Raw genomic sequence first — 13,049 nt, forward strand, 5'->3', positions numbered from 1 at the left:
CGCGCCGGTCCGGCGCGATCAGATCCTCAGGGCATGGGCGACCGGCCGCGGCACGAGGCGCACATCGGTTGCGGCGGCGGCCTCCTGGATGTCGCGCCCGTGGGACATGATCTCTGTCAGACGCCCCCCCATCTCATCCTGGAAACGATCGAGCTGCGCCACGATGTGATCCAGCTCACCCCCTGCGCCGGCGGTGGCCGCACCTTCGACGCGGCACTGCATGCGGATCGCGTCGAGCGCGTTGATGCGGTGGCGCATCTGGGCCAGTTGCGCCTCCAGGTCGAGGGCCATGCGGGCGGCGCGCTCGTTGCACTCCTGCGCACGACCCCGGTAGATGGCGGCCGCAGCCGAGAGCCGCTCGCGTTCGGCGGCGGGATCGCCGAGCCCCGCCTCGGCATCCCGGGCAAAGGTTTCCGCCATCTCGTCGAGCAGCCCGGTGGCGGCCTTGAGGAACAGGTTCTCGCCGGCCGCGCCCGCGATGCCTGCGAAGGCCCCCGCGGCCGACTGGTGCTCGATCCAGCCGGACAGGTCCCGCGAGAGCGAGGCATAATTGTCCGCGATCGCGCCGAGCGCGCGGCCGTTGCTGCCGAGGTGTCCTGCCACGATACGCAGGTTGATTGCGATATGCAGCGCCTTTCGCAGCATGTCGCGGACTGGCGCGATGCTGGCCGCGATGCGGTCGGCCGCCCGTGCGGAGTTGACGGCGGGGGCCAGCGCGGGCGCCGGGAAGCCGGCCCTTTCGGCGCGATGCGCCAGCTCGGCCGCAAGCGCCTGCGCCTGAAACGAGTCATAGCCGGGAAAGCCCGCGGCCTTCAGCCTCCGCATCAGGTCGGCCGCCCCTTCGGCGGGCGTGGCGCCCTGCGCCTCGGCGGCGAGAAGCTCGGCATAGACGGCCCGCACCCGGTCGAACATTGCGGTTCCGGGCTTGATCCGCACCGACAGGAAACCTTCGCCCACGGGCACCACCACGGCAAAGACCCAGTAGGCCCGTCCGTCCAGCGCGCGGTTGCAGACATAGACCCCGGTGGCGCGGCCGGCCTTCAGTCTCTCCCACAAGAGATGAAAGGCCGCCTTGGGCATGAGCGGATGGCGGACGATGCGATGGGGCGCGCCGATGAGGCGCGATCCCTCGTAGCCCGAGACCCGGCGAAAAACCGCGTTGCCGGCCTGAATCACGCCCCGGTCATCGGTGCGCGAAAAGAAGATCTCGCCGAAGTCGAAGGGAACCTCGCCATCCCGGACGTCTGAAGGATGGGCAGCGACCACATCTGCGGTCCCGTGAAATGTCATGTTCTACCCTCTGGAGCGTCCGGCCGACCCGGTCCGTCCCTCCGCCGCCACCGATACTGCACAGGCAACGCTGTCTGGAGCCTTGTCACACGGAAGTAAAGAAAGGCTTCCGGGTGGCTCGGTCGCCCGGTCGGGAGGCGGGTCGTGTCCTTTAACCATGAAATCTCTACGAAAGTCGGGCATCCCCTTCCTTTCCGGCTCGGACGCGCATGACCGCATGTCGCGCGGGACGCGATGTCGCGGCCGCCCGCGCGGTGGGCAGGCGTTTCCGGCGCCAAGGAACCTCGGGTTGCAGCGGTCGAACGCCGCGCAAGGCGGCGGCGAGATCTGGCTCGCCGCCGCAGGGCCGGGCCAGCCGGCGAGGCCGGGGCATTCGTCAGATGTCGAAGTTCGAGGGCAGCACGATCATGTCGCGGATCGTGACGTTGCGCGGCCGGCTGAGCATGTAGAGGACGGCATCGGCCACCTCGGCGGGCTCGATCAGCGCGCCGTTCTCCTTGGCCTTGCGCAGGTTCTCCTCGGGCCAGTCCGCCAGCAGCGCCGAGATCACCGGCCCCGGCGAGACCTGGCCCACGCGGATGCCGTGCTTCAGCAGCTGCCGCCGCGTGGTCTGGACGAAGCAGGTGATCGCCCATTTCGAGGCGGAATAGACCGGCTCCCACGGGATCGCCGAATTGCCCGCGACCGAACAGGTCACGAGAATGTCGCCCGAGCCGCGCGCGCTCATGTGCGGGATCACGGCATGGACGTTCTTCATCACCGCGTTGACGTTCAGGTTCAGCATCCGGTCGATGGCGGCGGGGCTGGTCTCGGAGAGGTCGCCGCCGATGTAGCTGCCGGCGTTGCAATGGAGGATGTCGATCCGGCCGGTCTTTTCCAGGATCTCGGGCACCATCGCGTCGCAGCTTTCGGGGTCGAGCAGGTCGGTCACCTGCGCAACGCAGGCCGGGCCCAGCCGCGCGCCCATCGCCTCCAGCGCCGCGCGGTCGCGGTCCACCGCCACCACGGTCGCGCCCTCGGCCAGCAGCGCCTCCACCGTGGCCAGCCCGATGCCCGAGGCGCCGCCGGTGATGACGGCCACCTTGCCGTCGAATCGTCCGCTCATCTTCAGTCCTTTCTCAGTGGGTGATGTAGCCGCCGTCCGCCACCAGGGTGGCGCCGGTGACGTAGGAGGCGGCGTCCGAGGCGAGGAACAGCACGCAGGTCGCCATCTCCTCGGGCTCGCCGAAGCGGCCCATCGGGGTGTTCTCGGTCCAGACGCGGTTCATGTCTTCGTTGGCGATGCCCTTGGCGGTCATGTCGGAGACCACATAGCCGGGGGCCAGCGCATTCACGCGGATGCCGCGGTGCGCATATTCGTAGGCCATGACCGTGGTCATCTGGTGCACCGCCGCCTTCGAGGCGTTGTAGGCCACCTGCAGTTGCGGCTTGTTCGCCACGAACCCCGAGATCGAGCCGATGTTCACGATCGAGCCCGCGCCCTGCGCCAGCATTGGCCGCACCGCGGCGCGGGCGATGCGGAAGGGTGCAATGAGGTTCGTCTCCATGATCCGGGCGAGGCGCGTGTCGTCGAACTCGTGGAAGTCGCCGCCGTCGGCGACACCCGCGTTGTTCACCAGCACATCGAGCCGGCCGAAGCGGTCGAGCGTGGCCTGCACCAGCGCATCCGGCACCGCCGGGTCGGTCACGTCGCCCGCCACCCAGGCGAAGCGGTCGGGATCCGCGGCGACGAGCGCGCGCACGGCCTCGGTTTCGGTGCGGGCGGTCAGCATGATGCGCGCACCGGCCTCGGCGAAAAGCTTTGCGATCGCAAGCCCGATGCCGCGGCTTCCGCCGGTGACGAGCGCGACCTTGCCATCGAGGCGGAACGTGTCGAGGGACATGGCTTATCCTTTCCTTTCATCGGGGTGACAGGCGGCGTGATAGATGGCGAGGCTGGCGGTCACCCGCTCGATCAGCAGCGCCTCGGGGTCGAGCGGTCGATCGGCGTGATCTTCCGCGGCGGGCAGGAACTGGCGCCAGAGCGGCAGGGGCACCCGCCGGCCCGCAAGCGCGGCCGTCAGCGCATCGACCGCCTGCCGGGCCTCGGGATCGGGCCAGTAGTAGCGGATGCGGTCCGACAGCGAATAGTGCCGCAGCAGATGCTGGTCGGCCGCGCTTCCCGGATAGTGGCGCTGCCAGTCGGCGGGGCGGTCGCGCATCACCCGTTCCATCGTGGCGGCAAGCGGGCGGGTGCCGTAGCCGGGGACCAGTTCCGTTGCGATCAGATCAAGCGCATAGAGCGCCTCGCGCAGGACGAAGGTCAGCTCGGGCCCCACCTTGAGGATCGGGAAGCCGTCCTCGACCAGCGCGGCCAGCGGGCCTGGCCCCTGATAATCGGTGGAATGGGCCTCGAACACGAGGCCCGGCTCCTCCGCAAGCACCGCCGTCAGCGGGCGGGCGCGGGTGCGGTCGTAGAGGGCCACGTTCCGGTTGCCGAACTCGACCCCCGGCTGGACGACGAAGGCGAGCACCCTGTCGAAGGCGTCCTCCAACCCCTCCTGCGCAAAGGTCTCGTGGTGGATCGCGATGGTGGCGCGGGCGGCGTCGGGGGCGGTCGGCGCGACGCTGTCGAGCGCATGATCGGCGCCACCGGGAGGCGGAACCTCGGTCCCGAGGATGAAGCGCGGCGGCGCAAGGCCGTGGCTGCGGGCGGTCTCGTCGGCGATGCGGGCGAGACGGGCGGCGCGTCGGGCGGTCGTGGCATCCTCCAGCGCGGCCGGTTCGCCCGCACAGCCCATCGAGGTGTCGAGATGGATCTTGGAAAAGCCGGCCGCGACATAGGCCGCCACCATGCGGCCCGCCTCGGCCATCGCCGCCTCCGCGGGCAGGGCGCGCCAGGGGTTGGGCCCGAGATGGTCGCCCCCCAGCAGCAGCTGGCCCGGCGGGCAGCCCTCCTCGGCCGAGATCCGCCGCACCAGCGCGGCAAAGTCGGCCGGCGTCATGCCGGTGTAGCCGCCTTGATGGTTGACCTGATTGCAGGTCGCCTCGATCAGCACCGGGGCGCCGGTCCGGAGCCCGTGGCGGAGCGCCGCGCGCAGGACCAAGGGATGCGCCGAACAGACCGAGGCCATGCCGCGCGGCCGACCCTCGCGGCGCAGGCGCGCAAGATCCTCGAGCGTCAGCATGGGCGCCTCGGGGTATTGGCGATGAAGGTGTCCAGTTCGGAGCGGGTGCCGGCGCCCTCCATCGGGCCGCGGCGGGTGACATTGCGGGCCCCGGCGGCGCAGGCATAGGTCAGCGCCTCGGCCACGGGCAGGCCAAGCCGGCGGCAGGCGACATAGGCGCCGCCGAAACAGTCGCCCGCGCCGGTCGGATCGACCTCGTCCACCGCGAAGGCCGGCGCATTGACCGGGGCGGCGCCCGCAGCGACGACGCTCGCTCCGCCGGCGCCGCGCTTCAGCGCGACCTCGCGGACGCCGAGCGCGAACAGCCGCTCGAGCGCCGCGGCCTCGCCCGCAACGCCGGCCGCACGTTCCAGCTCGTCGCCCGAGGGCAGCAGCAGGTCGGCCATGGCCACCAGTGCCGCGAAGGTCCGCGCGGTGGCGGCATCCTGCGCCAGTTCCTTGCGGAGGTTCGGATCGACCGAGAGGCTCCCGCCGCGCGCCTTCACGGCTGTGGCGGCCGCCACGATCACCTCGGCCGCAGCCGGGATCGAGAGGGCGGAGCCCATGACATGCAGGTGCCCCGCCCGCGCCAGAACCTCCTCGACCGCCGGGGTCCGCGCGATGCAGGCGGCGGCGGAACGGGCGATGTTGTAGACGAAATCGCGCGCACCGTCCGCCCGGTAGCGCACGAAGGCGGTGCCGGTCGGATGGTCGGGCAGGACCGCCACCGCCCTGACATCAACCCCGTCGCGCGCCAGCCGGGCCAGCGTCATGCGGCCGAAATCGTCGTCGCCCACCGAGCCGATCAGCGCCGCCGTTCCGCCCATCCGCGCGCACTGGTCGATGAAGATGGCGGGCGCGCCGCTCGGGAACGGGCCCTCGAGCGGCTGCGGCTGGAGAAAGCCGCGACCGACCGTCGTGGCCATGATCTCGACGAGGATCTCGCCCACGCAGATCGTGGGGCCGAGCGCATCGGGTGCCAGTGGGGATGTCATCGGAACCTTTCATCTCCGGGCGGCCCGGAATCGTTCCGCCCGGAGGCGGATGTCGTGCCGGGGCGGGTCGTGCCTGCGGCGCCGGTCATGTCAGCCGGACAGGCCGGGTCGCTTGCCGAGCAGCAGCTCGGCCGTCACGTCGTCGGTGATCAGCGTATCCACCAGTCCGCGCCGCGACGCGGCCCGAATGATCCCGACCTTGTGGGGCCCGGCTGCGGCGAGGATCTTTTCGGGGGTGCGCAACACCGTCCCGAGATCGACGCCGATCGTGCGCTGGCAGATCGGATGGTCGATCTCGGCACCGTCGGCGTCGAGGAAATGTCCCAGCACGTCCCCGATCGCGCCGGCCCGGATCAGGTCCTGCGGCGCCACCTCCTTGGGCAGGCCGTTCGCAACGAGAAACGACCGCTCGGACACGTCGCTCGCGGTCAGGATCGCCGCGTCGAGCGTCTCGAACTTGGCGAAATGGTCGGCGAAGATCTCCTGCGCGAGGAAGGCCGTGCGATCGACCCCCGCCGACAGGAAGATCGGGGCCGCGAGCAGCGAATATTTCGCGCCGAGCGCCGCGGCAAAGCCCGAGACGATGCTGAACGAGTTGAAGGAGGCGCCCTGCATCGTGCCTCCCAGCATCGAGACGATCTCGAGATCGGGATGGGGTTGCGCGGGCAGGCGGCGGAAGGTCTGCTCGAGCGTCACCCCCCACGAGACGCCGATCGAGCGCCAGCCGCGGGTGCGCAATTTCTCGATCAGATAATCGGCCAACGCCGCACCGACCGCCGAATGGCAATCATAATCCTCGCGGCGGGCGGGAGCGATCTGCACGCGCGGGATGTCCAGCTCAACCCGGAGCGCCTCTTGCAGCTCGATCCGCGCGACAAAGGGAGAATCGATGCGCACCTGCACGATCCCCAGCGTCTTGGCCCGCTGGATCGCCTGATTCACCCGCAGCCGAGTCACGTCGAGCTGCTTGGCGATCTCGGCCTGAGTCATGCCGTTGACGTAGTAGTGCCAGCAGACTTCCGCGGTGAACGGATCGTCGTGCATCTCCCGAACCATCCTGAGCGCCCTCCTCCGCGCCGGTCGTCCTTCGGGGATGTGACACCACTTACAAATGTTTCGCAAGTCATACATCCGCAAATTATTCACTTGCATGTTGACGCTTACATTTGCAAAAGTTCTCATCGGGAGGAGCAGCGCGGCGGAGGACCCCCGCGCGGCCCTGCAGACCCGCAAGATCTTCAGGGAGGAGACACATGGGCTATTCGTTGAAATACGGCGCTTCGGTGCTGGCGATTGCGCTGGCGGCCGGCGGGGCCTTTGCGCAGGATCTTCAGATCGAGAACGCCGACTGGTGGCAGGAAGCCGGCGCGTCCTTCAAGGGCACGACGCTGCGCGGCGTGACCGAATCCACGCCCGCCTCCAACTTCGTGGCCGATGTGCTCGCGCCCAGGTTCGAGGAGCTGACCGGCATCCGCGTCGATGTCGAGACCACCTCGTGGGACCAGATGTACGACAAGGCCATCAAGGACATGGAGGCCGGCACCGGCATCTATGACATGGTCTATATCGAGCAGGACATCATCTACGCCTATCTGGCGCGCGACTTCCTCGTGAACCTGACGCAGGCTCTGGAAGAGAAGCCCGATCTGAAGGCGGCCGACTACGCCGAGGAGAATCTGACCTCGTTCGCCGACAACTTCCGCGGGGCCGAGGATGGCAACCTCTACGGGATGCCGATGGAGGCCTTCATCAAGGTCTATCTCTACCGGACCGACCTCTTCAACGACCCCGAGGTGCAGGCGGCCTTCAAGGAGCAGACCGGCCGCGACCTCGCCCCGGCGACCAATCACGCCGAATACGCCGAGATCGCGCAGTTCTTCACCCAGTGGGGCAAGGAGAACGGCGGCAAGCTCTGGGGCACGACGGCGCAGGCCCACACCGGCCACCCGGCCTCCTGGTACGAGTATTTCGAGTCCGTGGCGCCGACCTATGGCGTTTACGACTGGGGCATCGACGCTGCCAACAACTATGCCGCCAGCGTCGAGAACGGCGGTCGCATGAACTCGCCCGAGGCGAAGGAAGCGATGAAGTGGTGGCTGTCGATGCGCGACATCGCCCCGCCCGAGTCGGTGCAATCGACCTGGACCGAGGTCGCCACCACCTTCGCCGCCGGCCGCGTGGCGCAAGGTCTCGTCTATGGCGAGAACGTCGCCTGGATCGCCTCGGATACATCCAAGTCGCGCGTCGTGGGCAACGTGGCCGTCGCGCTGCCGCCGGTCGAGGAGGGGGTGATGGCCGCCGCCGAGGCCGGAGAGGGCTACATCGGCTACTATGACGGCGGCGCCTTCGGCCTGCCGGTCACGTCGAAGAACAAGGACGCGGCGGTGCTGTTCCTGCAGTTCATGGCGCTGCCGGAAGTGCAGGAGGAATGGGCGGCCGCAGGTTCGCGCGTGACGCTGACCTCGACCTACGAGACGCCGAAGGTGCAGGCGCTCGACGAGCAGCTCGGCGGCTATTTCTCGATGCTGCGCGATCAGGGCAAGCTGTTCAAGGGCGCGCCGGAATATCCGTTCCACGCCCAGCTGCGCGAAGCCACCGCGCCGATCTTCTACGACATCCTGACCGGCGCCGTGGGCCCGGACGAGGGTCTCGACCGGATGGCGGCCAAGGCCGAGGAAGAGCTGACGAGCCTCGGCTACCGCAAGTAGGCCCCCCGACCGCCGCCGCCCGTTCGGGCGGCGGCTCCTTCGACCGAGGGCCCGATGCGCGGCCCGCTCACTCGCAACCTTCGGCAGAGGGTAGGTCCGTGTATTCCCAGAAGCTCGCATGGCTGTTGCTGGCGCCGACGCTGGTCATCCTGTTCCTGTTCGGCGTTCTGCCGTTCCTGTATGTGCTCTATGTCTCGTTCCACGACTGGAACCCATTCGCGGCCAACCCCGAGATGGTGTTCAGCGGAGCGAACAACTTCCGCCGCGTGGTGTTCGACCAGGGCTTCCTGGCCTCGCTGGGCGTGACCGTGGCCTTCGTCTTCTTTGCCGTCCTGTCCGAACTGGTGATCGGCTATGCGCTGGCGCAGGCCTTCATGAAGGAGTTTCCCGGCAAGGCCTTCTTCCGCACCATCCATACGCTGCCGCTGATCATGGCGCCGATCATCGTCGGCTCGGTCTGGAAGCTGATGACCACGCCCTCGATCGGCATCATCCCCAGCCTTCTGGACAGCTGGTTCGGCGTCAATCTCAACATCGGCCAGTCGGCCTGGGCCGCCTTCGTGATCACGGTGATCATGGATGTCTGGCACTGGACGCCGCTGGTGACGCTGACGCTGATCGCGGCGCTGGTCTCGCTGCCGGCCGACCCGTTCGAGCAGGCCCAGATCGACGGCGCGAACAAGCGGCAGATCTTCTGGCACATCACGCTGCCGATGATCGCTCCGGCCGTCGTCGCCACCGTCTTCATCCGGCTGATGGACGCGCTGCGCACGGTGGACGAGGTGCTGATGCTGACCGGCGGCGGCCCCGGATCGGCCACCCGCTACGTCGGCGTCCACATCTTCAAGGAGGTGTTCCCGCGCACGAACTACGGCTACGGCTCGGCCGTGTCGGTGATCGTGCTCTACCTCACCATCGTCGCCTGCTGGCTGCTCTATGTGAGCATGCTCGCCCCGCGCAAATCGAGAAAGGGCTGATCCGATGCAGAGGGGCAATCCCTGGCTCTACATGCTGTTCTGGGTCTTTGTCAGCTTCCTGACTCTGTTCCCGATCTACTGGCTGTTCGTGATCTCGGTGAAGCCGGCGGTGGACCTGTTCTCGACGCCCGAGATCCTGCTGAAGGACATCTACTGGCAGAACTACATCGACGTGCTGAACGACCGCACCCTGCGCAGCTACATGGTCAATTCGCTGATCATCTCGTCGGGCAATGCCCTGCTCTGCACCACGCTCGGGTTCTTCGCCTGCTATGCCCTCTCACGCTACGACATGAGCGGGAAGGAATCGATCTTCTTCTGGACCATCACCAACCGCATGGCGCCGCCCGCGGTGTTCCTGCTGCCGCTGTTCCTCCTGATGACGCAGGTCTATCGTTTCGGCGACTTCACGCTGCTCGACACGCGGATCGGCATGATCCTTGTCTATTGCACCTTCAACCTGCCGTTCGCGATCTGGACGCTGCGCCCCACGCTCGACGGCATCCCCAAGGAGCTGGACGAGGCCGCCTATGTCGATGGCGCAAGCCCCTGGAAGGTCATCACCGAGGTCGTCTTTCCGCTCTGCCGGCCCGGCCTTGCGGTGACGCTGATCCTGACCTGGGTCTTCGCTTGGAACGAATATCTGCTGGCGGCGACGCTGACGAACTTCAACGCCCGCACGCTGACCACCGGCCTTTCGGAATATGTGACCACGACCGGCACCGAATGGGGGATCATGGCCGCCATCTCGATGTTCACGCTGATCCCGGCGCTGATCGTCTTCAGCCTGGTGCAGAAGCATATCGTGACCGGTCTGACCTTCGGCGCGGTGAAAGGATAGGCCATGAGCGAGAAGATCGAGAACATCTCCGAGCCCATCGACATCCTCGAGGACGATCCGCCGCCCCCGGCGCCTCCAAAGGCGGGCTTCCTGCCGATCGAGACCAACTGGTTCGACCGGCTGTTCATCTCGGTCGTGATCTGGGTCGCGCTGTCCCTGTTCTGGTTCCGCTTCGTGGAGCCGCTCGGGCCGTCGATCTGGATCTCCAACGCCATCGCGCTCGCGCTGGCCGTGCTCATCATCACGAAAGGCTGACAGGATGAAATCGCTCGTCCTCGAACGGAAAGACGAACTGTCGCTGCGCGACTTCCCCGACATCGACCGGCAGGAGGAGGTGCTTGGGCCCCGCGATGTGCGCATCAAGCTGCACACCGTGGGCATCTGCGGGTCGGACGTGCATTACTACACCCACGGCCGGATCGGCCCCTTCGTGGTGAACGAGCCGATGGTCCTTGGCCACGAAGCCTCGGGCACGGTGATCGAGGTGGGCGCGCAGGTCACGACAATCAAGGTCGGCGACCGCGTCTGCATGGAGCCGGGCATTCCCGACCCGAACTCGAAGGCCGCACGGATGGGGATGTACAACATCGACCCCGCGGTGCGCTTCTGGGCCACGCCGCCGATCCACGGCATCCTGCGCCCGACCTGCGTCCACCCGGAAGCCTTCACCTATCGGCTGCCGGACAATGTCAGCTTCGCCGAGGCCGCGATGGTCGAGCCGCTGGCCGTGGGCGTCCATGCCGCCACCAAGGCCCGCATCCGCCCCGGCGACATCGGCCTTGTCATGGGGGCGGGCCCCATCGGCCTCGTCACGGCACTTTCCGCCCTCGCAGGCGGCTGCGCGCGGGTCTATGTCACCGACCTCGCGCCGAAGAAGCTCGAGATCGCCGAAAGCCTCAGCCCCGCCATCACCGGCGTCAATGTCGCCAGCGACGACATCGTGGCCCGCATCAAGGCCGAAACCGACGGCTGGGGCGCGGATGTGGTCTTTGAGGCCACCGGTTCGCCCAAGGCTGCGGCCGGTGTCTTCGAGCCGCTCGCCCCGGGCGGCTGCGTGGTGATGATCGGCGGCCAGCCCGACCCGATCTCCTACGACGCGGGCGCGGCCATGGTGCGCGAGGCGCGGGTCGAGAACATTTTCCGCTACGCCCATGTCTTTCCGCGCTGCGTGGCGATGCTGGCCAGCGGCGCCATCGACGTCAAGCCGCTCATCACCCGCACCTTCGCCTTCGAGGACAGCGTCCATGCCTTCGAAGTGGCAGCCTCGGCGCCACCCGCCGACGTGAAGATGCAGATCGAGCTGCCGCAGTAGGGGGGACCAGAGGTGGCAAACGTCCAGATCAGCAACGTCGTCAAGCGTTATGGCGCAGTCCAGGTCATGCACGGCGTCAATGTCGAGATCGAGGACGGCGAGTTCGTCGTCCTCGTGGGCCCTTCCGGCTGCGGAAAATCCACGCTGCTGCGGATGCTCGCGGGGCTCGAGCCGATCAGCGGCGGCACGATCTCGATCGGCGGCCGGGTGGTCAACAACGTGATCCCCAAGGACCGGGACATCGCCATGGTGTTCCAGTCCTACGCGCTTTATCCGCACAAGACGGTTTTCGACAACATGGGCTTCCCGTTGAAGATGGCGGGGCGGCCGAAGGAGGAGATCGAGACCAAGGTGCGCAAGGCGGCCGAGATCCTCGACCTCACGAAATATCTCGACCGCTATCCCAAGGCGCTGTCGGGCGGGCAGCGCCAGCGCGTCGCCATGGGGCGCGCCATCGTGCGCGATCCGCAGGTGTTCCTCTTCGACGAGCCCCTGTCGAACCTTGACGCCAAGCTGCGCGTGACCATGCGGCTCGAGATCAAGGAGCTGCACCAGCGCCTGAAGACCACCATCGTCTATGTGACCCACGACCAGATCGAGGCCATGACCATGGCCGACAAGATCGTGGTCATGCGCGACGGGCGGGTGGAGCAGATCGGGGCCCCGCTGGACCTCTACGACCAGCCGCAGAACCTGTTCGTTGCGGGCTTCATCGGCTCGCCCTCGATGAACTTCCTGCACGGGCGGGTGGCGGTGCGCGACGGCCGCAGGCTCTTTGTCTCGGACCGCGGGCTGGAGCTGCCGCTGCCGGCCAGCGGGGCCGCGGACGGGCAGGGGGTGACGCTGGGGATCCGGCCCGAGCATATCGAGATCGGCGCGGGCGGGATTCCGGTCCGGGTGGCGGTGCTTGAGCCGACCGGCTCGGAGACGCAGATCTTTGCGCGCGCCGAGGGGGGCGACCTGATCGACGCCGTGGTGCGCGACCGGATCGCCGCGCGGCCGGGCGACGAGATCGGCTTCCTGATCGATCCGGCGCGGATGCACCTGTTCGACCGCGACAGCGGCAAGCGGCTCTGACCTCGCGCGGCCTCTCAGCATGAGCCCCGTCCGTGCGGTGATCTTCGACCTCGACGGCTGCCTCGTGGACAGCGAGCCGCATTCCCTTGCGGCACTTGCGTGCGAGATGCAGGCCATCGGCCTGCCCCGGACGACCGTGGAAGAGCTGCGCGAGCGGTTCCTCGGCGTCTCGATGGCCGATATCTGCCGCCACATCGAGCGGCGCACCGGCGGCCCGGTGCCCGCGGATTTCATCGACCGGGTCGAGGCGCGGCTGTTTCGGGCCTATGCCTTGCGGCTGCGGCCAATGACGGGGGCGGATCGGCTGCTCGACCGGCTGGAGGCGGCGGGGCTCGCGATGGCCATCGCGACCGGCGGCTCGGTCCGGCGGATGCACGAGACGCTGCGCCTCGGGGGGCTTGCCTCGCGCTTTGCCGGGCGCGCCTTCAGCGCCGACGAGGTGCCGCGCGGCAAGCCCGCGCCCGACCTGTTCCTCAAGGCCGCCGCCGTGCTGGGCGTGCCGCCCGACCGCTGCGCCGTGCTCGAGGATTCACCGCACGGGATCGCCGGCGCGTGCGCCGCGGGGATGCGCGCCGTGGGCTTCACAGGGGGCAGCCATCTCGAGGGGCTTCAGGTGGCCCATCGGGGGCTGCTGCTCGAGGCCGGCGCCTTGCAGGTGGTCGGGCGGCTCGACGAGGCCTTCGCCGCCCTCTGCGGGCCCTGA

At 68.2% G+C, this 13,049-nt stretch carries 13 protein-coding genes; 7 read left to right on the top strand and 6 right to left on the bottom strand.

Features of this window, described 5'->3' with window-relative positions; all coding sequences use genetic code 11:
- Nucleotides 1–18 precede the first annotated feature (18 nt).
- From LV780_RS17805 to LV780_RS17830, 6 genes are all read right to left on the bottom strand, one after another.
- Complete coding sequence (locus tag LV780_RS17805; RefSeq protein ID WP_108221223.1) at nt 19–1,290, bottom strand: PAS domain-containing protein; 1,272 nt, start codon at nt 1,288–1,290, stop codon at nt 19–21.
- Nucleotides 1,291–1,666: 376 nt separating this feature from the next.
- On the bottom strand, nt 1,667–2,395 hold the full coding sequence (locus LV780_RS17810; protein ID WP_108221222.1) for an SDR family oxidoreductase: 729 nt from the start codon (nt 2,393–2,395) through the stop codon (nt 1,667–1,669).
- A 13-nt stretch (nt 2,396–2,408) separates the two neighbouring features.
- Nucleotides 2,409–3,173, bottom strand: coding sequence for an SDR family NAD(P)-dependent oxidoreductase (locus tag LV780_RS17815; RefSeq protein WP_108221221.1), 765 nt, complete (start codon nt 3,171–3,173; stop codon nt 2,409–2,411).
- Between the two features lie 3 nt (nt 3,174–3,176).
- Nucleotides 3,177–4,457 carry a D-tagatose-bisphosphate aldolase, class II, non-catalytic subunit gene (locus LV780_RS17820; protein ID WP_108221220.1) on the bottom strand — a complete coding sequence of 427 codons (1,281 nt, stop codon included), beginning with the start codon at nt 4,455–4,457 and terminating at the stop codon, nt 3,177–3,179.
- A complete protein-coding gene (locus tag LV780_RS17825) occupies nt 4,451–5,431 on the bottom strand; it encodes a tagatose kinase (RefSeq protein WP_108221219.1) in 981 nt (326 codons plus the stop codon). The genes LV780_RS17820 and LV780_RS17825 overlap by 7 nt, the downstream gene beginning before the upstream one ends.
- Nucleotides 5,432–5,521: 90 nt before the next feature.
- Entirely contained in the window at nt 5,522–6,475 is a 954-nt protein-coding gene (locus LV780_RS17830) for a sugar-binding transcriptional regulator (protein WP_233864027.1), read from the bottom strand.
- Nucleotides 6,476–6,684: 209 nt separating this feature from the next.
- On the opposite strand from LV780_RS17830, the gene LV780_RS17835 reads away from it, so the two are divergent.
- From LV780_RS17835 to LV780_RS17865, 7 genes are all read left to right on the top strand, one after another.
- Nucleotides 6,685–8,139 carry an extracellular solute-binding protein gene (locus LV780_RS17835; RefSeq protein ID WP_108221218.1) on the top strand — a complete coding sequence of 485 codons (1,455 nt, stop codon included), beginning with the start codon at nt 6,685–6,687 and terminating at the stop codon, nt 8,137–8,139.
- A gap of 98 nt (nt 8,140–8,237) precedes the next feature.
- A complete protein-coding gene (locus LV780_RS17840; protein WP_044249264.1) occupies nt 8,238–9,116 on the top strand; it encodes a carbohydrate ABC transporter permease in 879 nt (292 codons plus the stop codon).
- Between the two features lie 4 nt (nt 9,117–9,120).
- Entirely contained in the window at nt 9,121–9,957 is an 837-nt protein-coding gene (locus LV780_RS17845; protein ID WP_011910496.1) for a carbohydrate ABC transporter permease, read from the top strand.
- 3 nt (nt 9,958–9,960) lie between these two features.
- Complete coding sequence (locus LV780_RS17850) at nt 9,961–10,212, top strand: DUF2160 family membrane protein (RefSeq protein WP_011910495.1); 252 nt, start codon at nt 9,961–9,963, stop codon at nt 10,210–10,212.
- A gap of 4 nt (nt 10,213–10,216) precedes the next feature.
- Entirely contained in the window at nt 10,217–11,269 is a 1,053-nt protein-coding gene (locus LV780_RS17855) for an NAD(P)-dependent alcohol dehydrogenase (protein ID WP_108221217.1), read from the top strand.
- 12 nt (nt 11,270–11,281) lie between these two features.
- Nucleotides 11,282–12,346 (top strand): ABC transporter ATP-binding protein, encoded by a 1,065-nt coding sequence (locus LV780_RS17860; protein WP_108221216.1) that lies wholly within the window; start codon nt 11,282–11,284, stop codon nt 12,344–12,346.
- A gap of 19 nt (nt 12,347–12,365) precedes the next feature.
- Nucleotides 12,366–13,049, top strand: a complete 684-nt coding sequence (locus LV780_RS17865) for an HAD family hydrolase (RefSeq protein WP_108221215.1) — start codon at nt 12,366–12,368, stop codon at nt 13,047–13,049.

This window comes from Cereibacter azotoformans, from assembly GCF_021391315.1.
In the GTDB taxonomy this organism is placed as follows: domain Bacteria; phylum Pseudomonadota; class Alphaproteobacteria; order Rhodobacterales; family Rhodobacteraceae; genus Cereibacter_A; species Cereibacter_A azotoformans.

Bases quoted from the DNA above. Each gene is read 5' to 3' on its own strand.
- LV780_RS17855 (WP_108221217.1), top strand. From the start codon at position 10,217: ATGAAATCGCTCGTCCTCGAACGGAAAGACGAACTGTCGCTGCGCGAC.
- LV780_RS17815 (WP_108221221.1), bottom strand. From the start codon at position 3,173: ATGTCCCTCGACACGTTCCGCCTCGATGGCAAGGTCGCGCTCGTCACC.
- LV780_RS17820 (WP_108221220.1), bottom strand. From the start codon at position 4,457: ATGCTGACGCTCGAGGATCTTGCGCGCCTGCGCCGCGAGGGTCGGCCG.
- LV780_RS17825 (WP_108221219.1), bottom strand. From the start codon at position 5,431: ATGACATCCCCACTGGCACCCGATGCGCTCGGCCCCACGATCTGCGTG.
- LV780_RS17850 (WP_011910495.1), top strand. From the start codon at position 9,961: ATGAGCGAGAAGATCGAGAACATCTCCGAGCCCATCGACATCCTCGAG.
- LV780_RS17865 (WP_108221215.1), top strand. From the start codon at position 12,366: ATGAGCCCCGTCCGTGCGGTGATCTTCGACCTCGACGGCTGCCTCGTG.
- LV780_RS17810 (WP_108221222.1), bottom strand. From the start codon at position 2,395: ATGAGCGGACGATTCGACGGCAAGGTGGCCGTCATCACCGGCGGCGCC.
- LV780_RS17805 (WP_108221223.1), bottom strand. From the start codon at position 1,290: ATGACATTTCACGGGACCGCAGATGTGGTCGCTGCCCATCCTTCAGAC.
- LV780_RS17845 (WP_011910496.1), top strand. From the start codon at position 9,121: ATGCAGAGGGGCAATCCCTGGCTCTACATGCTGTTCTGGGTCTTTGTC.
- LV780_RS17835 (WP_108221218.1), top strand. From the start codon at position 6,685: ATGGGCTATTCGTTGAAATACGGCGCTTCGGTGCTGGCGATTGCGCTG.
- LV780_RS17830 (WP_233864027.1), bottom strand. From the start codon at position 6,475: ATGCACGACGATCCGTTCACCGCGGAAGTCTGCTGGCACTACTACGTC.